This is a genomic window from Niabella yanshanensis, assembly GCF_034424215.1.
GTDB classification, from domain to species: domain Bacteria; phylum Bacteroidota; class Bacteroidia; order Chitinophagales; family Chitinophagaceae; genus Niabella; species Niabella yanshanensis.
This window is the reverse complement of record NZ_CP139960.1, coordinates 2,511,947-2,533,880: the sequence shown is the minus strand read 5'-3', so window position 1 is coordinate 2,533,880 and position 21,934 is coordinate 2,511,947. Positions and strand designations below refer to the sequence as shown.

The 21,934-nt window shown below is 43.4% G+C and carries 15 protein-coding genes; 8 read left to right on the top strand and 7 right to left on the bottom strand.

Translation table 11 applies throughout. From position 1 onward, the window contains the following. Positions 1-4: 4 nt before the first annotated feature. Genes U0035_RS10290 through U0035_RS10275 form a run of 4 tightly spaced genes read right to left on the bottom strand, consistent with a single transcriptional unit; the run spans position 5 to position 4,586 of the window. Positions 5-1,507 carry a proton-conducting transporter transmembrane domain-containing protein gene (locus tag U0035_RS10290; protein ID WP_114792222.1) on the bottom strand — a complete coding sequence of 501 codons (1,503 nt, stop codon included), beginning with the start codon at positions 1,505-1,507 and terminating at the stop codon, positions 5-7. After that, the gene (locus U0035_RS10285) at positions 1,504-1,860 is read right to left on the bottom strand and encodes a Na+/H+ antiporter subunit C (protein WP_114792221.1); all 357 of its coding nucleotides are present in this window, start codon (positions 1,858-1,860) and stop codon (positions 1,504-1,506) included. The genes U0035_RS10290 and U0035_RS10285 overlap by 4 nt, the downstream gene beginning before the upstream one ends. Position 1,861: 1 nt before the next feature. After that, on the bottom strand, positions 1,862-2,275 hold the full coding sequence (locus tag U0035_RS10280) for a Na+/H+ antiporter subunit B (RefSeq protein ID WP_114792220.1): 414 nt from the start codon (positions 2,273-2,275) through the stop codon (positions 1,862-1,864). Position 2,276: 1 nt separating this feature from the next. Then, positions 2,277-4,586 (bottom strand): putative monovalent cation/H+ antiporter subunit A, encoded by a 2,310-nt coding sequence (locus U0035_RS10275; protein WP_114792219.1) that lies wholly within the window; start codon positions 4,584-4,586, stop codon positions 2,277-2,279. A 208-nt stretch (positions 4,587-4,794) separates the two neighbouring features. Between U0035_RS10275 and U0035_RS10270 the strand changes: the two genes are divergently transcribed. From U0035_RS10270 to U0035_RS10255, 4 genes are all read left to right on the top strand, one after another. Beyond that, positions 4,795-6,198: a TolC family protein gene (locus U0035_RS10270; RefSeq protein ID WP_114792218.1), complete on the top strand. Its 1,404-nt coding sequence runs from the start codon at positions 4,795-4,797 to the stop codon at positions 6,196-6,198. Between the two features lie 11 nt (positions 6,199-6,209). Continuing rightward, positions 6,210-7,169 carry an HlyD family secretion protein gene (locus tag U0035_RS10265; RefSeq protein WP_114792217.1) on the top strand — a complete coding sequence of 320 codons (960 nt, stop codon included), beginning with the start codon at positions 6,210-6,212 and terminating at the stop codon, positions 7,167-7,169. Positions 7,170-7,186: 17 nt separating this feature from the next. Continuing rightward, positions 7,187-8,362, top strand: coding sequence for an ABC transporter permease (locus U0035_RS10260; protein ID WP_114792216.1), 1,176 nt, complete (start codon positions 7,187-7,189; stop codon positions 8,360-8,362). 105 nt (positions 8,363-8,467) lie between these two features. Then, positions 8,468-9,013: a Crp/Fnr family transcriptional regulator gene (locus tag U0035_RS10255; protein ID WP_162817960.1), complete on the top strand. Its 546-nt coding sequence runs from the start codon at positions 8,468-8,470 to the stop codon at positions 9,011-9,013. Positions 9,014-9,030: 17 nt separating this feature from the next. Here the strand turns inward: U0035_RS10255 and U0035_RS10250 are convergent, their stop codons facing one another. Beyond that, the gene (locus tag U0035_RS10250) at positions 9,031-10,947 is read right to left on the bottom strand and encodes a RecQ family ATP-dependent DNA helicase (protein ID WP_114792214.1); all 1,917 of its coding nucleotides are present in this window, start codon (positions 10,945-10,947) and stop codon (positions 9,031-9,033) included. A gap of 102 nt (positions 10,948-11,049) precedes the next feature. Continuing rightward, the gene (locus U0035_RS10245; protein WP_114792259.1) at positions 11,050-11,910 is read right to left on the bottom strand and encodes a helix-turn-helix domain-containing protein; all 861 of its coding nucleotides are present in this window, start codon (positions 11,908-11,910) and stop codon (positions 11,050-11,052) included. A gap of 186 nt (positions 11,911-12,096) precedes the next feature. Between U0035_RS10245 and U0035_RS10240 the strand changes: the two genes are divergently transcribed. The 4 genes from U0035_RS10240 (at position 12,097) to U0035_RS10225 (ending at position 19,640) form a co-directional block, all read left to right on the top strand. Then, positions 12,097-13,581, top strand: coding sequence for a trehalase family glycosidase (locus tag U0035_RS10240; protein ID WP_114792213.1), 1,485 nt, complete (start codon positions 12,097-12,099; stop codon positions 13,579-13,581). Positions 13,582-13,651: 70 nt separating this feature from the next. Further along, the gene (locus tag U0035_RS10235; RefSeq protein WP_245957793.1) at positions 13,652-16,675 is read left to right on the top strand and encodes a SusC/RagA family TonB-linked outer membrane protein; all 3,024 of its coding nucleotides are present in this window, start codon (positions 13,652-13,654) and stop codon (positions 16,673-16,675) included. 89 nt (positions 16,676-16,764) lie between these two features. Next, positions 16,765-18,336, top strand: coding sequence for a RagB/SusD family nutrient uptake outer membrane protein (locus tag U0035_RS10230; RefSeq protein WP_114792212.1), 1,572 nt, complete (start codon positions 16,765-16,767; stop codon positions 18,334-18,336). A gap of 65 nt (positions 18,337-18,401) precedes the next feature. Continuing rightward, on the top strand, positions 18,402-19,640 hold the full coding sequence (locus tag U0035_RS10225; protein WP_114792211.1) for an MFS transporter: 1,239 nt from the start codon (positions 18,402-18,404) through the stop codon (positions 19,638-19,640). 95 nt (positions 19,641-19,735) lie between these two features. On the opposite strand, the gene U0035_RS10220 is transcribed toward U0035_RS10225, so the two are convergent. Continuing rightward, the gene (locus U0035_RS10220) at positions 19,736-21,886 is read right to left on the bottom strand and encodes a heavy metal translocating P-type ATPase (protein WP_114792210.1); all 2,151 of its coding nucleotides are present in this window, start codon (positions 21,884-21,886) and stop codon (positions 19,736-19,738) included. Positions 21,887-21,934: the final 48 nt, after the last annotated feature.

Here is a 21,934-nt window from a genome sequence, read left to right as displayed (position 1 = left end):
TGTTTTAATTTTTAAAAACTGCATTGATATAAGAGCTGGTATCCAGCAACTCTGTTGCAATCCTGTCTGCTACCTGTATAATTACTTCAGCATTCAATCCAATATAAACAGAAACAATACCCAGTATAGATACGGGAACAATCAGTAACACTTTTCTTAAGAATGGCATCGGCTCAAATTTGTTGTCCACCACTACATCTGCCGGCACTTCCTTCCAGAATACTTCAGCCCATAATTTGGCAATCACATACAATGTTGCGAGGCTACCAATGATCAGTGCGCCAACAAAAAAATACTGGTGTTCATTAAATGCTTCCCTGAACAAATATACTTTTGGCCAAAAACCTGACAAAGGTGGTATACCCACCAGTGATAATAATACGATAGCAATCAAAAGTGATATTTTGGGATATTCTTTATATAATCCTCCCAGTTTTTCCATAGTAACAACACCTCTAAGCTGCATAATAACCCCCGATATCAGGAACATATTGGTTTTAACCATAATGTCGTGTATGAGATAGAATAAGGTGCCCATCAACGCCAGTTTGCTAAACATGGCAATACCTCCCACCATAAAGCCGATGTGGCAAACAATAAGGTAAGAAAATAACCTGCGGATATTGGTTTTGTTTAAGGCCCCAAAAGTACCGGTGAGTATGGTAAGCACTGCAATAACCATCAACAGGGTCCGGGTAAAATTATCAGGAATAAATATCAGGCTGTTTACGCGCAGAATGGCATAGATACCCACTTTGGTCAGAAGCCCTCCAAAAGTTGCCGCTACTGCCGAAGGTGGTGTATGGTAGGAAGACGGCAGCCAGAAATATAAAGGGAATACAGCTGATTTAATGCCGAAGCCTAATATGAAAAATACCGAAGTAATGCCTACTAAAGACCGGTTCTGAACGTCGTGCATTTTGATGGCAAGATCAGCCATGTTGAGAGAACCTGTCATCCCATATAAGATGCCAATGCCTGTTAGAAAGAACATAGATGCCAGTATATTCATCGACATATATTTCAGCGCTCCTTCCAGCTGGTTTTTGCGTCCTCCCAATGTCATCAGTACAAAGGAAGAAATAATGATCACCTCAAACCATACGTATAGATTGAAGATGTCGCCGGTTAAAAAAGCGCCGTTCAAGCCCATTACCAGGAAATGAAAAATAGGGAAATAGCCGTACAACATTCTTTGGCGGCTGAGTCCGGTTGCCGAAAACATCGACACTGCAAAAGCCGCAATGGAAGTGAGCAATACCATGGTAACCCCTAAAAGATCAGCTACAAAAATAATACTGAAGGGGGCTTCCCAGTTGGATGCATTAACGGTGAATGTACCATTCAGGTAAACCTGCCTGAACAATATAATAGTAGCAACCAACGCGCCCAGGGCACCGCCCACGGATAAAATACGTTGCGTAACTGTTTTACGCCATGCAATCAGCTGAAAGATGGCGATGAGCAAATGAATGAAAACCGGCGCTAAAATAAAATTGCCCATCATATATCTTCCTCCTCCGGTGTGTTTAAGTTATCCAAATCATCTGTTTCTACTAATGCATACACGCGTTTCAATAATACGATAGCAAAAGCCGTAAGGGCAAAACTGATTACAATAGCCGTTAATATAAGCGCTTGTGGCACGGGGTCGGCATAAGATGGATCCATCACGTTTGCTGCAGCATCTATAATCGGAGGCTTGCCTTTAACAATAGCACCCAATACAAAAATCAAAATGTTGGTTGCGCTACCCAGCAGCATAATCCCCAGCAATAGCTTTACCATGCTCCGCCGCAGTATAAAGTACACGCCTCCCGCATACAATAATCCAAGCACCAGTATCAGTAATAGCTCCATATTAATCGTCTGTTAGCGAAATAGTAAACAAAATAGTTAAAACAACACCCACCACCACCAGGTAAACGCCCAGGTCGAAGAACAGCGCTGAACCCAGCGAACCTATAATGGGGAATTTACCTTCTACCCAGAGCCCCGTCATAGGTGGTAAGCCCCATAACATCGGGGCCATTACACTCAGCGCAGCAATACCTAGCCCTACGGGAATGAGCGATAGGGGCTTTCTGCCCAGCAATGTCATGGTAGCATTGGTACCATTGGCAAAACTGTGTAGCACAAATGCAATAGATGCTACCAGCCCGCCTACAAACCCACCCCCGGGATAATAGTGCCCTCTTAATAAAAGAAATACCGAGAATAGTAGTAGTATGGGTAACAAATACCGGGTTGCCGTTTGTAAAATACTGCTTCTCATATTATTCTTTTTCGGAGGCTTTTAATCTCAATCTTAATAAATTATACACGCCTATTGCCGCAATACTTAATACTACCGTTTCAAATAGTGTATCGATGCCCCGGAAATCCACCAATATCACATTCACTACGTTTTTCCCTTTTGCATCCAGGTAGGCTTTCGATCCATAGAAATCGCTGGTTGCGGTTTCAATAGGCTCATGGTGTACCTGTAAGGCCACCATACAAAGTATGAGCCCAAAACCCAAAGCTACCGCCATATCGCGGTATCGTTCTTTCCGGGTACCCAGATTTAAAAAAGGGGGTAATTTATACAACACCAATACAAATAATACGGTGGTAAGTGTGTCAATAGTAAACTGGGTCATGGCCAGGTCGGGTGCGCTGTAAAAAACAAACATCACGCAGATGCAATACCCGATAATACTCATACATACGACGGCTGTAAGGCGCGACCTGGTAGTGATCATCATAGCTAATGCGCCAATCAAAATAGCTACTATTGCTACTTCGTAAACGCTCAACATTGCGAGGTTATAAAAATTAATATCTATCGGGCCACTTAGCCATAGTTTATAAGCGAGTAACGCTTCTGCAAAAAGAATGATTTTTAAATGATAGGACCGGAGGTAACCGTTATGAAAAGTGCTCGTATACCACTCAGAAAATTTAAAGATCGCGGCCGTAATGCGCTGCATCAGAAATTCGGGCGACAGGGTTTTAAAGCGATGCACCCACTTACTTTTTGAAAGACTGGGCTTATTGAAAAGATAGAGTACCGTGCCTGCCCCAAAAGTGAGTAAACTTAAAAGCAGTACTGTATTGAAGCCATGCCATATTTTTAGATCGAGCTTAGTATCTGCGCCAAACATGGCATTAGCAGCACGCAGGGAAAAAAGCTCTCCTATATAGTGCGGCATCAATCCGAACAATACTCCTAAAACCGCAAGAATAAGTGGGGGGAGCCACATAGAAGTATAGGGCAGATGTATTTTTTGATAGGAAGAAGGCAAATCTCCCGTGAAAGGCTTGATCCCCGCCATAAACCCTGCAGCTACAAGGCCAATATTGGTAAGTACGGCAAGTGTTGTGAGCAGGATTACCCATGAGGGTTGGGCATGAAGCGTTGCTTCATAGATGAGGTCCTTGCCTATAAAACCAAAGGATAAGGGTATACCTGCACTGGATAGGGCTGCGAGGAAGCCTGCTATGGCTACCGGCAATAAAACTTTCCTGAGACCCGACAATTTTGTAATATCCCGCGTATGCGTTTCATGATCTATAATACCCGTAACCAGGAACAGCGCTGCTTTATATAGCGCATGTACCAATATGAAAACGCTCGCTGCAATTACTGCATCCCTGGTACCCAGGCCTATGAGAAAGGTTAAAATACCTAATGCAGAAATGGTAGAGTAAGCCAATATACTTTTTAAATCAACCCGTAGTAAGGAATGACCGGCAGCAAATAACATCGTAAAGCCTCCAACGATCATGAGCGGGTAACTCCACGCCGGCGTATTACCCAATATAGGATCGAATCTTGCCAACAGGTAAATGCCCGCTTTAACCATGGTAGCGGAGTGCAGGTAGGCCGATACCGGGGTAGGCGCTTTCATGGCACCTGGTAACCAGAAGTGAAAAGGGAATTGAGCCGATTTGGTAAAAGCACCTACAAAAAATAAGCCCAATATCAACGGGTATTGGGCATGATGGATGATCGTTTCCCGCGCGTGCAGCAGCTCTGAAATAGAGTAAGTGCCCGCAACATTTCCTAACAATATAATACCCGCCAATAGAAAAAAGCCCCCCATGCCGGTAATAGAAAGCGCTGTGATCGCGCTTTTACGGGAACTGAGTTCACTGTTATTAAAGCCTATGAGAAAAAAGGAGCTGATACTGGTGAGTTCCCAGAAAATGAACAGCAGCAGCATATTGTCTGAGAGTACCATGCCTAGCATGGCCGACATGAACAAACTCAGGTAACCAAAGAACCGGTCAAAGTAAGGATGTCCTTTTAAATAAGTGCGCGCGTAAAAATAAACAGCCGTCCCCACCCCGGTAATGAGTAAGGCAAATAGCAGGGAAAGTCCATCCAGCTTAAAATCCAGATTCACACCAAGGGAGGGAATCCATGAAGTAGATTGCAAAAATATTTCTCCCAATGAAACATTAGGCACTAATCTTAAATAATAAATAAATAAACCGAGGGGTAGGAGCATGAGTAAAATGCTCCACTTTGATTTGATGATTTTGCCAAATGGAATAATGAAAATAGAGGTAAGTAAGCCAGCCAATACCGTTAAAAGCATGTATAACAGGTTTGTTTTCCGATTGCGCTAAAAGTAAGGAAAACAGGTCGTTTTTCCTGAAAAAATACCCATAATGTGGGGTGTGAACAACAGGGCCGTGAGAGTGTAACATAATGCCGCGCTGCAGGATCCGATGTTTTTTGACAAAAGTCAAAAGTAATGCCTGCAATCTTTTTCACCTTTGCATTGTCAACAAACGAACAATAAAATGAAAAAAGCATTCCTATTATTAACATCCGCTTTATGTATACAGACTGCTTTGCTGGCTCAAAATGCTCCAACACTCAGGGAGCTGGTAGACAGTGCGTTGCAACAGGATGCTACCTTGGTACAGCAAAAATTACAGAACAGGCTAACCCATTTAGACCAGGAGAAGCTAAATGATATATTTCTGCCCAAAGTTGCTGTTAGTGGTAAATCAGGGTACTTGTATGCTTCAGCAAAATTGCAGTCTCCCGAGATTGTTATTCCTGCTGTTGCAAATATTTTTCCCGGCATGACGCTGGCGGAAGGATACCTGGACAATAATCTTAATATTTCAGGGATTTCTGTGCAGGCAGGTGCTGAAGCCAGCATGTTATTGTATTCAGGCGGAAAAGTTAAGCATCTGAAAGAAGCCAATAAAGAAAAAGATCACTCAGAAAATATATTGATGGAAAAAAGCCGGGAAGATGTGATTGCTTCTATCAGTAAAATTTACGACCAGTTTGCATTGTTGAATGAATCGGCTAATGTATTGCAGAAAGGTAAAGAGCGGCTGGAGATCATGAAGAAAACTGCTGATAAGGCCCGGGGCTATGGTTTGATCACACCTTACGATCACAAAAAAATAGAATTGGCCCAGGCTACACTCGATTCAAAAATTATTGAGTTTGAAAGTAAGAAAGAACTGCTAACAGCACAATTGGCCGTCCTTAGCGGCATTGAGGAAGACAGAATCATGGGTATTCAACCCCAGTTAAAGCCCATTCAATTTTTAAAAGGGCAGCATACCATCTCCAATAGATCCGAATTAAGAGCGCTTGATCACGCCATAAAAGCGGTAGATTATAAGATAAAAGCCGAACGAACCTGGTGGATACCCAAGGTAATGGCCCAGGCTTCTGCTTCTTATATCGGGCTTTATAATAACCATATAATTACTTCCAGGGATATAATCCCTGGCGCTGTAGAACGTTTGAACTGGAGACCTGATAATTTACAGGTATTACCCCTGGTGCAGGCGGGGGTTGGTTTTAAGTGGGACCTGTTTGATGGAAAGGAAGGTAAAAATGCTATTGCCCGTGCGCGGGTAGAGAGACAGGTTCTGGAAAGCAAGGCCAAAGATGCACAGGATAAACTGCAATTAAACCAGGCCAATAGCCTGAGCAACTATAAAGTAGCTAATGCACAGATCGCTTTGAAAGAGAAGGCCAGGGAGATAGCCGGAACTGCTTTAAGCAATATAGAAAAAGAATTCAGATATGGTACTAAAAAATCGGCAGATTATATTGAGGCGGAAAACGACCTTGAAAATGCGGAGCTGGAGTACCAGACGGCCATCTTTAACCAGCGCAGGGCCGCAATAGAATTGATGAGATCAACACAGGAATTAGACTTCAACAAACTTTAATATCAAAAGCCATGAAATATTTTAATATAGCAATCATCACTGTTTTCATATTAAGCGCTGCAACCAGCTGTAAAGAACGAAAAGAAGAACGCGCAGTAGAAGGTAAGGTAAAAAAAGAGGTACTATCATTTTCACCCAAAATAAGCGGACGTATCGCTGAAATATACGTTCGGGAAGGACAAACTATACATACCGGGGATACGCTGGCCAGACTTGATATACCTGAAGTGGAAGCCAAAATTGCCCAGGCCAGGGGGGCAGCCGTGGCTGCACGGGCACAGGAGCAAATGGCCCGCAATGGCGCTACCTCTGACCAGCTAAAGCAATTGAAGGCAAAGCAACAGGGACTGAAAGACCAGTTCGACTACGCACAGAAATCTTTCGGCAGGGCTGAAAATATGTACCGCGATAGCTTAATGTCGCCACAGAATTATGATGAAGTATATGCAAAATACCTGGGAGCCAGGGCGCAGCTGGATGCTGTTAATGCCGAATTACATGATGTAATACGTGGTACGCGCTATGAGAAGATTGAGATGGCTGCCGGCCAGTCGGGCCAGGCGGCGGGCGCATTACAGGAAGCAAACACTGCTTATAAAGAACGCTATATTATTGCAACCAATGATATGGAAATAGAAACTATATCACTTAATAAAGGAGAACTCGCCGTAGCTGGTTATGCATTATTTACGGGCTATATACCCCATACCACTTATTTCAGGTTTACCATTCCCGAAAGCAGGATGTCGAAATATCAAAAAGGAATGGAAGTAAGCATGATTATACCTTATAGCAAAAAGAAAATTACCGGCAAAGTTGTGTCGATAAAGCAATTGGCCAGGTACGCTGATATTACTACCGCTTTTCCTGACTATGACCCAGAAGACGCGGTATATGAAATTAAAGTGGTTCCGGTAAATTCAACTGATGCCGTTAATGTATTGGTGAATGCCAGTGTGCAACTTTATTAGCAGTTAAAAGTAAAATAATGAAAAACTTCACAAAACTGGTAAAAAGAGAATTTAAACTTTTTTTGAGTAACACTACGTTGTTATCCGTTTTTATTCTGGCCCCGCTTATTTACGCCATTTTTATTGGGTTTACCTACAGGCAGGGTAAAGTAGTTGATATCCCCGTTATAGTGGTTGATTATGACCGCACGTCGGCTTCAACACAGTTAACAGAGATGTTGAACGATAATAAAACGATTAAGATACTTCCCTATTCTGTAAAGCCAGCCAATATTAAAGACGAAATAATCAGGAGAAATGCGGCAGCCCTGGTAGTAATACCCGAACGATTTGAAGCAATGATGCTGCAGGGGAAGTATCCTGAAGTGAACACCTATGTCAATACCTCCAACCTGCTTACTGCAAACTTTGCATCAAAGTCTATACAAACAGTGCTGGGGACTTATTCGGCCGGGGCAGAAATGAAAGCTTTACAAAAAAGAGGCATGTCTGCTGAAGTAGCCCGTACAAAGTATGAACCTTTTAAGGCCAACTACATTACCCTGTTTAATACTACAGGCAATTATCTGGTTTTTATGTGGCCGGCTATTATGGCGGTAGTGTTGCAGCAGGTAATTATGCTGGCCATGGCCGTCAGCTTTGCGGAAGACTTTAAACGTAAAGATTTCCTGGACATATTCGGCAAAGAAAATAAGCTGAAACTGATGTTGATAAAAATCATCCCGGTATTTCTGTTTTCAAATATAAACCTGTTAATGTTCTATTTTTTCGGACTAGGATTTAGGGTGCCCGGGCCTGTTAATTGGGGAATGTTTTTACTAAACTCCGAGCTTTTTATTCTTGCGTCGATATTCCTGGCCGTTTTTATGAGTATACTCATCCCCAACGCGCTAAAAGCCACCCAGGTGCTAATGGTAATTGCTTCTCCTGCCTTCATAATGAGTGGTTTTACATGGCCGGCCATCGCAATGCCTTCTTTTATTAATGCTTTTACGTCAATAGTTCCGTTAACTCCCTATCTGAGCGTTTTGAAAATATCGCTGGTAGAGCGGGGTGGCGGATCTCTCACAACACTATTTACAATTCATTTGCTGGTGCTGATTGTTGTTTTTTTCATGCTAAGCTGGCTCTTGCTGATTATTAAAAAGAAAAAGATAGGAGCATTGAAGGAACCAGGGCCAGTAAAGCAATAAATTTTTTTTTTCGTTTATCATTTGTTGATAAAGCTCCTGTTGTCTAGCAGGAGCTTTTTAATGCCGGTATATTCGATATTTTTGGAAAAAGAAAAAATGTACGCCTTGAATTTTTTATCCGGGATTATCAAAACAGACGATGATATTAAGGACTTTTTATTGCAGCATGTTAATGTACTGGAGCTTAGCAAAGGAGAAAGACTAAGAGGAGAACAGGCCCTCGACCGGAATATTTACTTCGTGGAAAGCGGGTTGCTTCGTACCTTTTACAATGAGGATGGAAAAGATATGACGCTTGGCTTTATCAAAGAAAATGGCCTGGTGGCTAGTAAGGAGACCCTGTTCCTGGAAAAGCCGTCTCATAATAGTATAGAGGCACTGGAGGCGTCGGTAGTCAACACACTTAGTTTCAACAGTATTCAAAAATTTGCGGAAACGTCTATATCTGTTTCCAAGCTTATGATCTCGGTAATGGGTACTTTAATGATCAACCTCGAACGCCGCATCTATGCTTTGCAATATATGACAGCTAAAGAACGATATTACCAGATGATGGAAGAGGAACCGGATATTCTTTTGCGTGCTCCTTTGGGATCCGTAGCCAGTTATCTCGGTATGTCGCAGGAAACACTCAGCAGGATACGGAGATGATTTTATAAGCGTTGCCATCAGGGATTAAAAAGGATCGTACCGTTTTTTTCTATAGTTACTTTTCCCTCGTCTACCCAAAAATTGATAACTGTCCAGATATGATCTTTATGATACATGCTTAATTGTCTGAAAATTTCTTCAGCTGTCGTCGGGGTTTGCAGTAATTGTTGTAAATGATCTGAAATCTTATTAAAAACTTCCTGCGACAACGCCGATTTTTTCTTTTTCAGGCAATTGTCGCAAATGCCGCAATCGTTCATTTTAACATCGCCAAAATAATTACCAATGATTTTGCTGCGGCAGGTATCAGTGTCTTTAATATAGTCGATGATCTTATCAATCCTTTCCGTAAAAATGCTTTTCCGCTTATTGTGCTCTTCTGTATCTATCTGAAGCAATGCCGTTTTGATACGGGTTCTTGTAAGCATTACCTGCGGATCTTCTTTTTGCGGCTCGTAAATAATCACCCTGTCCAGGTGTAGCTTGCGTAGCTGGTCTTTTACAACGGCAATATCATATTTTAAAAGATGGGCAATATATCCCTCCGAAACAGCTACCGGGTAATCATATATACCCTCGTAAGTACGCAAAAGAATTTTGATAAGAGGCTCATATTCGGCGAAGTTCTTTTCGTATTCGTACAAATCGTTTTTATAAATATTAAAACGTATAGTGGCAGGGTTAAAAACCTGTTCGTTGAACGTAAGCCATCCATTTTGTTCCAGCGCTTTTAAACCGAAAAGAGTCGTTTGTATGTCCTGCGAAAATTTTTTAATAAAGTCCTTCAGGTTGAAATCGTAGCTATGCCCCGGCATTTCGCCTTCAGGTAATTGCAGGTAATGCACTACATTCCTGTATACACCCCGGATAATGTCGATACCCGGGTAACGCATGTCGGGCAAGGCTTTCAGCGCATCCAGCTCCATTTCATCATACAGCAATACTGCATAGGATTTTTCCCCGTCGCGCCCTGCACGTCCGGCTTCCTGGTAGTAATTCTCCAGGCAATCCGGCACATCGGCATGTATTACCACACGCACATCGGGCTTGTCAATACCCATTCCAAATGCATTGGTGCATACTATTACACGTATTTGGTTTTTAATCCAGCGTTCCTGCTTTTCCGCTCTTTCTTCAGAGGGCAGGCCGGCATTATAAAAATCAGCGTTGATGTTTTGAGCATTGAGTAGTTCGCTGATTTCCTTTGATCGTTTCCTGGTTTTACAATATACAATAGCTGAACCCTGAACTGATTTTAATACCGAGATGATCTTATTAATACGGGTGTCTGTATGAAAAACACTATAAGAAAGATTTGGTCTTTCGAAGGACTGTCGAAATACCCTGAATTTATTTTCTGCATCAACAGAAAGCTTTTCACAAATATCCTGCTGCACCAACGGCGTGGCTGAAGCGGTAAGGGCAATAACCGGTACCCCCGGCAATTCGTCGCGTAGTTTTACAATACGTAAATAAGGTGGCCGGAAGTCATAGCCCCATTGCGATATGCAATGCGCTTCGTCAACCGCAATGAAGTTAACACCCAGCCCCGGCAGGTATTCTTTAAATAAGGCGGTCTCCAGCCGCTCGGGCGAGACATATAAAAATTTGCAGTTACTATGCGCAGCTGTTTCCAATACACTGATCACATCTTTACGTTGCATACCTGCATGTATGCTAAAAGCTGTAATATTTCTTTTTCTCAGGTTCTGAACCTGGTCATTCATTAACGCAATAAGAGGAGAGATAACAAGGCATAAGCCGTCTTTGGCAAGTGCGGGTACCTGGTAACAAAGTGACTTACCGCCACCGGTGGGCATCAATGCCAGCACATCGTTACCCTGCAGTGCTGCTTCAACTATTTCCTCCTGCATGGGGCGGAAATGATCGAAACCAAAATATTCTTTAAGAGTTTCCTGCGCCAGTGAATTCATATCGGGCTGATTACGCCGGCTCTAAAATACGCTAATTATCATAGAACGGGCACGGACACCGGTGAAGAAAAGAAATAAATTTCCGGAGGCAGCAAAAATGCGCTATGCCACTTCACCGAGGCTGCCTATCTTCTTTTTAAAAGCCGAAGGGGTTTCATTCATGATCTGTTTAAAAAGGCGGTTAAAATAGGTTACATTGTTAAAGCCGCATTCGAAACAAATCTCAGATATACTTTTGTCCTGGTGCAGCAACATGCACGATTTCTGTATGCGGTATTGATTCACAAAATCAGAAAAAGTGATCTGCGTGGTTTTTTTGAAGAAATTACAAAAGGAAGGTACCGACAGTCCTACCAGTGCCGCTGCTTTTTGCACCTGTACTTCACCTGCGTATTCTTTTTCTACGTAAGAAAAAACCTTTTGCAGCCGCGCCTTATGTTTAGAAAGCAAGGCAGGTGAAACAATACTGCTATTGAGAATAGTATACTCTTCGGATCCAGCCAGTTTTTCCAGGATCTCCAGTAACCGGATCATTCTTTGGAACGGTGGTTGATGAACCATCGCTGCCATAATATCGCCCACATGATCCCTGGTCGTTCCGTAAAATGAAATGCCATACCTCGCCCGATCAAGCAATGATTCTACCTGATTCATTTCGGCAAAATGCAGGGGGATAAACTCAGGCTTTACCTGCAATACCATTTCTTCGTGCAGCCCCGACGAGTTGAGGCCAAAACCCGAATGGGGTAAATTACTACCGATCAGCACAAGATCTCCCTGGTGATAAGTACTTAAATGATTCCCCACGTGCCGGGTGCCGCTTCCCTGGGGTACAAATACAATCTCATATTCGGGGTGATAATGAAATTGCCATACAAAATCGGACTCACGCACCATTTTATGATGCAGAAGCCGGAAGGAGCTTCCCTTGTCTGGTTTTACAATTTCGTATTCTATTTTCATTATTCTGTTAAATATAAATAAAAAATGATTAATACAGTTCAATAAAAAGTGAATACCGTTGTATGAAGAAATGATCAGTTGATGCATTTTTGTTTAAGAAGAAAACGATAAGGCTGCCAGGATTTTTTACATGATTGCCACCTGATTGCAGCATGCTTTGCAGATTGCTAAAGAAATTTATTTATTATGATTGCTACGGATACAACCTCAGCCATAGGAGCTTTGTTTGCCGATGTGCAGGCTCAACACGTATTTAAGGACCAGAAAACTTTTGCTGATGCAGAACCGTTGTTTGCATTGCCATATATTGCCGCCAAGTATGCGAATCAGAAAAATTGGCCAGGCTTTGATCTTTTAGCTTTTATAAGAGAAAACTTTTTTATTCCCACCAGCGCCGAAGCCAATTTGTCTTCAGATGCCGGCTCCATATGTGACTATATCCATAATCTTTGGGACAGCTTAACACGTTTCAATAATTTGGATAAAGGCTCCCTGATAGGATTGCCGCATCCGTATGTGGCTCCGGGCGGACGGTTTAATGAATTATACTATTGGGACAGCTATTTTACGATGCTGGGATTGGCCGAAAGCGGCCGGTTGGACCTGGTAGAAGGGATGGTAGATAATTTCACTTACCTTATTAACAGTATCGGGTTTATACCTAATGCCAATCGTACTTATTATCTCACGCGTTCACAGGTACCCTTTTATTCCTCTATGGTGCGCTTGCTGCAGGATAAAAAAGGAGACGCTGTACTCGTAAAATACAGGGAAGCGCTGGAAAAAGAGTACGGTTTCTGGATGCGGGGTGCTGAAAATCTCAACCAGCAACCAGCCAGCTTACATGTAGTAAAAATGGAAGATGGGGCTTTGTTGAACCGTTATTGGGATACCGAAAACACACCCAGGCCGGAAGGGTATGCATTAGATATAGCTTTAATGAATAAAGTGCCCGGCAATAAAAATTTATACAGGAATTTAAGAGCTGCCTGTGAGTCGGGCTGGGATTTTTCGAGCCGGTGGCTTGCCGATGGTAATAATCTGCACAGTATTTGTACTACAGAAATTATTCCGATAGATCTGAACTGTATGTTGTTGCATCTGGAGCAAACATTATTGGATGCTTATACAGTTTCGGGTAACGGGAGCATGAGACGTAAATATGAAACGATAGTTGCCGGGAGAATTGACGCCATAGAAAAATACTTATGGAACGAAGCGGATGGAGTATATAAAGACTATCATTTTCTGAAAAAGCAGCATACTGTATCAAGATCGCTTGCTATGCTATTCCCGTTGTATGTTGGGATCAGCTCTTCTGAACATGCCGCGCAGGTGCTTGCATTTGTAAGAGCGCACCTGCTAAAGGAAGGCGGACTGTTAACCACCGATGTGGCTACGGATCAGCAGTGGGACGCGCCCAACGGATGGGCTCCTTTGCAATGGATTGGTTACAAAGCAGCTTTGCGGTATGGCGACCGGGATCTGGCCGGGGCTATCCGGAGTAACTGGATGAGCAATATAGAGTACCGTTTTGCACAAACCGGAAAGTTAATGGAAAAGTATCCGGTGATGAAGAAGTACGATGGAAAGAACACCGGAGGCGAATATCCTAACCAGGATGGTTTTGGGTGGACCAATGGCGTTTACCTGAAAATGAAAAATGCGTGAGAACAGCTAATAATTAATAAATGTTTTGCCAATGAATCTTTTTTTTACTCAAACTTTAAACTCAATGATTATGGAAAGACCACCTTTATGGATGGGGCGGATTACAAAAATTGCCGGCGTGTTGCTGCTGCTGCAATTTCTTTTCGCCTTTAACAGCTACGCCCAGTCTGGGACCATTAGCGGGAAAGTAAGCTCCGATAAAGGAGAAGCTTTAGCCGGTGCTACAGTAGTGGTTGTGGAAAAAAACTTAAGTATTTCGGTTGGAAGTGATGGCTCTTTTTCTTTCAGCAAATTAGAAGATGGTAGCTATACGGTTACGGCTTCTTTTGTAGGATATGCATCAGGTACCCAATCGGTAAATATTGCAGACGGTAAGGCCCAGACCGTAGACTTTACCTTAACACCGGTTACCCAGAGCATTGATGAAGTAGTAGTGATCGGTTATGGAACAGCAAGAAAGAAAGACCTCACCGGATCGATGGTAACCATCAGCGAAAGAAATTTCAACAAGGGTATTATGACAAATCCCGATCAGCTGATACAGGGTAAAACACCGGGTGTGATGGTGATCAACAATACCGGTCAGCCCGGCGGGTCTGTTACCGTGCGCATCAGGGGTAACTCTTCCATCAGGGCCAGTAATAACCCCTTATTTGTATTAGATGGGGTGCCTATGTCGGGTAACTCACCGCTGCCTGAAGGCAGGGGCGGCTTTTCTTCAGACAGGGGTAACCCGCTTACCTACCTGAATCCCGGCGATATAGCCAGTATGGACATTTTAAAAGATGCCTCAGCTACGGCCATCTACGGTTCACGCGGTGCGAATGGTGTGGTAATTATCACAACTAAAAAAGGTAAGGCCGGCCCTCCCGTATTATCGGTAGGTGCGTCGGCAGGTATCTCTAATATGCGGGAGTATCCTGATGTATTGGATGCCGCCCGGTTCAGAGAAGCGTTGAACTTCTACACTCCTTCGGAAGCCGCCAATGCTGATTTTGGAAGCGATGTAGATGCGTTTAAGGCCATTACCCGTAATGCGGTAACACAAAATTATTATGCGGATGTAGCCGGTGGTACTGAGCATGGTAAGTATCGTCTGTCAGGCGGTTACCTGAATCAAAATGGTATTATTACCGGATCGCAATTGAAAAAGTATACAGCCAACTTTACCGGTAATTTCCGGTTTTTAGAAAGCAGGAGATTGGGACTTGATTTTTCATTGTTCCTTACCCAAACCAATAACCAGTATGCGCCTATCAATGCCATGGTGGGTTCGGAGGGTAACCTGATATCGCAGGCTTTGCAGTGGAACCCTACAAGGCCGTTAAGAGATGAAAATGGTAATCTTACTTTTATCAATACTTCTACCCGCAACCCACTGGCTACTATTGATGCGTTTAAAGATCGCTCGGTAACCAATACCATGGTGGTGAATTTGGCGCCTTATTATAAAATTACCGACGACCTGGAATACAAGTTTATATACAGTGTGATGAGACAAACCGGTAACCGGGAAGGGATTTACAGAGCAGGTATCATCGATCCTGCTAACGGTTTAAATGATGAGCAGGCATTCATATCCAACAATGGCGAAACCAACCAGCAGATGACGCATACACTTTCTTATAACAAGCAGGTGAACGATGACTGGAATATTAATGCGGTTGCCGGTTATGAATATCTGGATTATAATTTCAATAATAATATCACTTTTGGACGAGGGTTTAATTTTGTTGGGCTGGACTATTTCGATTATATGCAGTATTCTACTCCTGCCACAAGAGAAATAGCTTCTTATAGAAGTCCAACCAATCAATTACAGTCGCTTTTTGTCAGAGGGGGTTTTAATTACCTGAATCGTTATTTATTTACGGCTACGGCCAGGAGAGACGGATCTACCAAGTTCGGTGCCAATAATAAATATGCTATTTTCCCGTCTTTGGCGGTGGCCTGGAATATTGCTGAAGAAGCATTCTTAAAAGGCAACAATAATATCAGCCAGCTGAAGTTGAGGTTAGGCTGGGGTAAAACCGGTAACCAGGAGTTTCCTTCCGGTGCGTCTTTGAACAGGCTGGTATTTGGCAACCGCAGCATCAGCCAGGCAAACTATGGCAACCCCGATTTAAAATGGGAAACCTCGGCTACCATCAATGCCGGTATCGATTTCTCCATCCTGAACAATCGTTTATATGGATCGATTGATTACTTCAATAAAAAAACTACCGATGCCTTATTTGAGCAAACCCTTGCCCAGCCGGCACCTGCGGGTCGTGTTTGGGTGAACCTGGATGGTGAGATCGTAAACAAAGGTGTGGAGATCGCATTGACAGGGACGGTGGTTAAAACACAAGACTGGACCTGGGACCTGACCGGTAACGTTACCTTCCTGAAAAATAGCGTAAGTGGCCTGGTGGGATATTATGAAACAGGTGCGTTAAGAGGCCAGGGCTTCTCTGGCGTATTGGGTCAGCGTATGGTAAATGGCCAGCCATTGAATGTTTGGTACCTGGCTATTCATGAAGGCATCGACCCTCAAACAGGTATGAGTATGTATCGCGGTGCCGATGGCAGCATCAGCAGTGCCAACGATCCGGCCATCAATAAGTTCTATAATAATAGCCCGAACCCCACAACTTTGCTGGGTATTTCTACCAATGTTACGTACAAGAAATTCAGTTTAGGCGCTAATATGAACGGGGCTATGGGGCATTACCTGTTTAATAATACGGCAGCTACTACGCTTGGTTTGAGTAATCTTTCTCTACGGAATATAGGATCTTCATTTTTCAATACAGGTGTGAAAGAATCTACTTCTAACTCGGCTGCGCCTTCAACCAGATACCTGGAAAAAGGCAACTACCTGAAAATGGCCAACCTTACATTAGGGTACAGGGTAGGTAATATCGGTAATGCTTTGAAGAATTTCAACATTTCGCTTACGGGTCAAAACCTGTTTATCATTACCAAATATACCGGGTTTGATCCTGAAGTGAACACCGATGGAGCAACCAACGGCATCCCTTCTTTAGGTATTGAGTACCTGCCTTATCCGCCTGCGAGAACTGTATTGTTAGGTGTTTCTTTCTCGCTTTAAAATATAAAGGAGCATGTTAAAGCGGTGTACAAATAGCCATTGATAACCTGTCCGGACGGTAACAACCCGAGGACGTTAAAATTAAACAGATGAAATCTAAATACTTATTATATACATTAATGTTAGGGTCGGTTATTACAGGCAGTGTATCCTGTACCAAACTGGCAGAAGAATTTAAAGGTGAGCTGGGGGAAGGCAATAGTAATGTTGATCCAGGAGGTCTTTTGGTAACGGCCTATACTTCTCTTAATACGCCTTATCAACAAGAGCAACGTTGGGTAATGCAGGAAATATCTACCGACGCTGCAATGGCACCTACCCGAGGTGGAGACTGGGATGATAATGGTATGCACCGGGCCATTCACCTGCATACCTGGAACGCCGATAACGGTTATATGAATAATACTTTCGTAAGCCTGGGCACAGCCATTTATAATGCTACCAATGTGTTGAAGTATAGCCCCAGTGCCCAACAGGCTGCCGAAGCTAAATTTATAAGAGCTTTAGCTATGTTTGATATGATAGACCTGTATGGTGTGGTTCCGGTAAGAGAGGGAGCAGCTTTGGAAGATTTCAGGATCGCTCCCGAAGTGTTGCAGCCGCAAGCCGCTATCGATTATATGGTGAAAGACCTGAATGAGATTTTGGACAGCTTACCCGCCAATGGGCCTACCGCTGCTTATGTAGCCAACCGTAATGCAGCCAAAGTATTGCTGATGAAAATATACCTGAATAAAGGTGCTTTTTTAAACCGGCAGGCGCCGACATTTGCGGCTGAAGATATGAACCGGGTAATTACATTAGCCAAAGAAATCACAGCATCTGGCTTGTACACCGTATCAGGCGCCGGTAAATACTTCGATAACTTCGCACCGGATAATGATGTAAAGTCTACCGAGAATATTTATACCTTATTGAATAAAAACGGAGAAAGGGGCGGGAACGTAGATCGCGCCTGGAACACTATTGCACACTATAATATGACGCCCGGGGGATGGAATGGCTGGTGCACTTTATCTGACTACTATGATAAGTTTGCTGCAAACGATGAAAGGCGTGGTATTTATTATAATTATGCTGCAGATACCACTTATAATAAAACAAAAGGCTTTAAAAGACAAAATGTTGGCTTTTTTGCAGGACAGCAGTATAACTGGAAAACGAATGAACCTTTAATGGCCCGGAACCCTGCTAATGCGCCATTGGTATTTACCCGTGAAGTAACCATACGCACATCGGGCGCTACGCTGGAAACGGCGGGCATACGCCCTATGAAATATGCATTCGACTATAGCGTTACAGGACAGCGTAATAATGACTGGGTTGTGTATCGCTATTCGGATGTGCTGCTGATGCAGGCAGAAGCTATATTAAGAGGTGGCACCGGAACTGCAGGCGAAGCGCTGGGCCTGGTAAACGGCATAAGAGCTAACCGGGGCGTTGCTGCTTTTGGTTCCTTAACATTGGACAACTTGTTAGACGAACGTGCCCGTGAGCTGTATTGGGAAGGCTGGAGAAGGCAGGACCTGATCCGCTTTGGAAAATTCCTGGTGGCATGGCAGGAGAAAGCTGCTGATCCAGATCCTAAGACTTTGGTGTACCCAATACCAAGTCAGCAGATCGCGGTAAATCCTAATTTGAAACAAAATACAGGTTATTAATTGCTTCCGTTGTTTTCTGAAAGGCCATTAATTTACTAATGGCCTTTCATTTTTAAAGCTCAACTATGTCAACTAACTGGAAAATCAAGCTATCGCTTTACATCAACTATTTTGTTTTTGCTATACTGCTCAATAGCGTGGGTATTGTTATAGCCAAATCTATTAACGTATATGGCGTTAATGAAAAAGCCGCATCTGTATTGGAGGCATTTAAAGATCTGCCCATTGCCATTGTATCTTTTTTTGTTGCTTCTTTTTTACCGCGCATTGGTTATAAAAGAGCAATGCTGATTGCGCTGGGAATTGTGTTTATAGGCTGTTTAGGCATGCGCTTTGGCAATAGCTTTTGGGCTGCCAAAATGATGTTCCTGTCGGTAGGGGTGAGCTTTGCTCTGATCAAATTATCGGTGTATAGTTTGGTGGGTGTGGTTACCGATAGTCCCCGGCAACATTCAGCTTTAATGAGCTCCGTAGAAGGCTTTTTTATGGTAGGCATTGCCAGTGCTTATTTCCTGTTCCCCGCTTTTTATTCAGAAACTGACGCCAATGCCTGGCTGAATGTATACCTGTTCCTTTGCGGCGGCATACTATTGTCGTTTTTGTTTCTTGTTGTATCGAATGTACAGATACCTGCGCCCACTGCAGGCGCTAACTGGAAGGAAGATATCAAAAGCTCTTTATCATTGATTGCAGTGCCTTTAGTGCTTGTTTTTATCTGTTCTGCTTTTTTCTTTGTAATGATTGAGCAGGGCATTATGACCTGGTTGCCGAGGTTTAATGAAAAGATCTTTTCTTTTTCTGAAAAGCTAAGTGTACAGATGGCTTCGCTGCTGGCTATATCGCTGGCGGTGGGGAGATTTGTGGCCGGATGGTTGTCAAAAAAAATATCCTGGGCAGTTATTGTTATTGGCTGTGCGCTGCTTTCTATTGCCTTATTGCTGGCTATATTGCCGCAGCTCAATGTTGCTGCTCATGTTACCCGGTTGGTCAGTATTTCAGATGTGCCGGTGCTGGGTTTTATGTTACCGCTGATAGGCTTGTTTATTGCACCTATTTATCCTTTACTCAATTCTACGGTATTAAGTCATTTGCCGAAGAACCTGCATTCTCCTATGTCCGGCCTCATTATTATTTTTTCAGCATTAGGTGGTACCCTCGGTTCGCGGATCGTGGGTATATTGTTTGGAGAAGTAGGAGGAGTGAAGGCTTTTTACGTATTGCTGATCCCAATGGGGTTGCTGATTGTTTCAGTGTTGGTGATACAATGGATTATTAAGAAGAGCCGGTCTGTTGCGGCGGTGTAGAGAGTAATCTGTCGGCAGATAATATTGTTGTTGTTATGGCCACGAATGCACGGATATTTTTTCATTCGTGTTCGTGGCCATATATTAATGATCTCTTAATCCACTTTTTTCACCAGCAACCGGCTGCTATTGGCCGCCAGCACCACATCACTAAAAGCCATGATCAAAGCACCGAAAGAAGGCGTTAAAAAACCCAATGCAGCGATGGGTATGGCAATGATATTATAAGAGAAAGCCCAGAACAGGTTTTCTTTTATAGTTTTATAAGTATGCCTTCCAAGCCCTAAAGCCATCGGCAGGTTTTTCAATCCGTGGTTCATTAAAACCACTTGCGCGGTTTGCATGGCGATCTGGGAAGCATCACTCATACTAATGCCAATGGTGGCTTTGGCTAAGGCAGGCGCATCATTGATGCCGTCACCTACCATAGCAGTGGGTGTTTCCGCATTTTTTTGTGCAATGATCTGAAGCTTTTGTTCAGGTGTTTTCTCAGCAATTACTTCATCAATGCCCAGCGTTGCAGCAATATGTTGGGCTTTGGATTGCTTATCGCCACTTAATAATACGGTCTTAATCCCTTTCCGGTGAAAATAGCTCACTACCTGTTTGGCTTCGGGCCTTAACTCATCTGCTACATTGATATAGCCGATCAGGGTATTGTTTTCCAACACATAAATATTATAACTGTCATCATCGGTTAAGTGCGCTGCTATTTTATAGGATCCGGCCCTGTATTCATTACCCGCTTTATCCAGCGCCCGCATGCCTTCACCTTTAATCTCCTCTATTTTTTGCCAGCGTATCTCACCCCTGGTTTTCCATTCTTTCACCAGTGCCTTTGCTATGGGGTGATTAGAGTATTTTTCCATCGAATACACCAGCAATTGAAATGCGGGTTCATCAATACGGTTGTCCAGTATTTTATAATCGGTAATGGCAAACTGGCCGGTGGTAAGGGTACCGGTTTTATCAAATACCACCTGCTTGATATTTTTAAAATTCTCCAGGCTGGTGGCATTACGAAAGAGAATGCCATTACGGGCGCCACGTCCCAGGCCCACGGCAATAGCCGCAGGTGTAGCCAGGCCCATCGCACAAGGACAGGCAATTACCAGCACAGCAATAGCGCGCATCAGCGCGGGCGTAAACTCCTGAAGAACGATCCAGTTCACCGCTAAAGTAATAGCCGAAATGCCCAATACAACAGGTATAAATATGGCGCTGATCTTATCGGCCATTTGCTGTACGGGAGGTTTTTCTCCCTGCGCCTCCTGTACCATATTAATAATACCGGCCAGAACGGTGTCTTTTCCTACCGCCGTTACCTGGGCTTTTACAGTACCATCTGTAACCAAGCTGCCACCGATCAGCTCTTGTTTATAGCCTTTTTGCACGGGCGTGCTTTCTCCTGTAACAATGGCTTCGTTTACATTGACATCGCCCCAGAGTATCTTACAGTCTGTCGGTACCTGTTCGCCGCTTTTGATCAGGATCAGGTCGCCGGTGCGCAATGAGCTGGTCTCTACCGGGAACACATTTTCATTATGCTCGTTATCGTAAGCGATCATATTGGCCATTACCACCTGGCTCTCTGATAATTCTTTTAATTGCGCCTGGGTGGAGTCTACTGCTTTTTCTTCAATGAAATTACCCAGGAACACCAGGGTGATTACCGTTGCCGCTGTTTCGTAAAATATGTAAGCATCCTGCCCGGTTAAAGTGCCATACAAGCTGTATACAAATGCGGCTGTGGCGCCAATGGCGATCAGCACATTCATATTGGGCATGCCATTGCGAATGCTTTTCCAGGCGCTTACACCAAAGAAAGACATGCCCACTATATAAACAGGCAAGCTCAAAACCAGCTGTACATAGGGCTGCATGATCCAGCTATGATGCAGGGCTGGTATCATGTGCAGCATCAGGATCAATGTAAAGGGCAGACAAAACCAGAAACGCTGGGCATTGTTTTTCAGAAAGCCTGTTTTGCGGTTTTCATGACTGTGGCCATGTGCGTGGTCATGGTGTGAAGCATCACCAGCCACAGTATAACCCAGGTCTGCCAGGCCTTTGGTGATCTTATCTACTGATAACCCGCTGTTATTTTCAAAGCTAACATCGCCGGTGGCAAAATTTACTTTCACATCGTTTGCTCCTTCTTTATTCAGGTATTTATTAATGGTTAGTGCACAGGTAGCACAATCCATGCCTTCTACTTTCCATTGTATTTTTTTATTCGTTTCCATAACACACTATTATAACATGCAAAGTTATTGCAAGGTTGAAATGCCGAA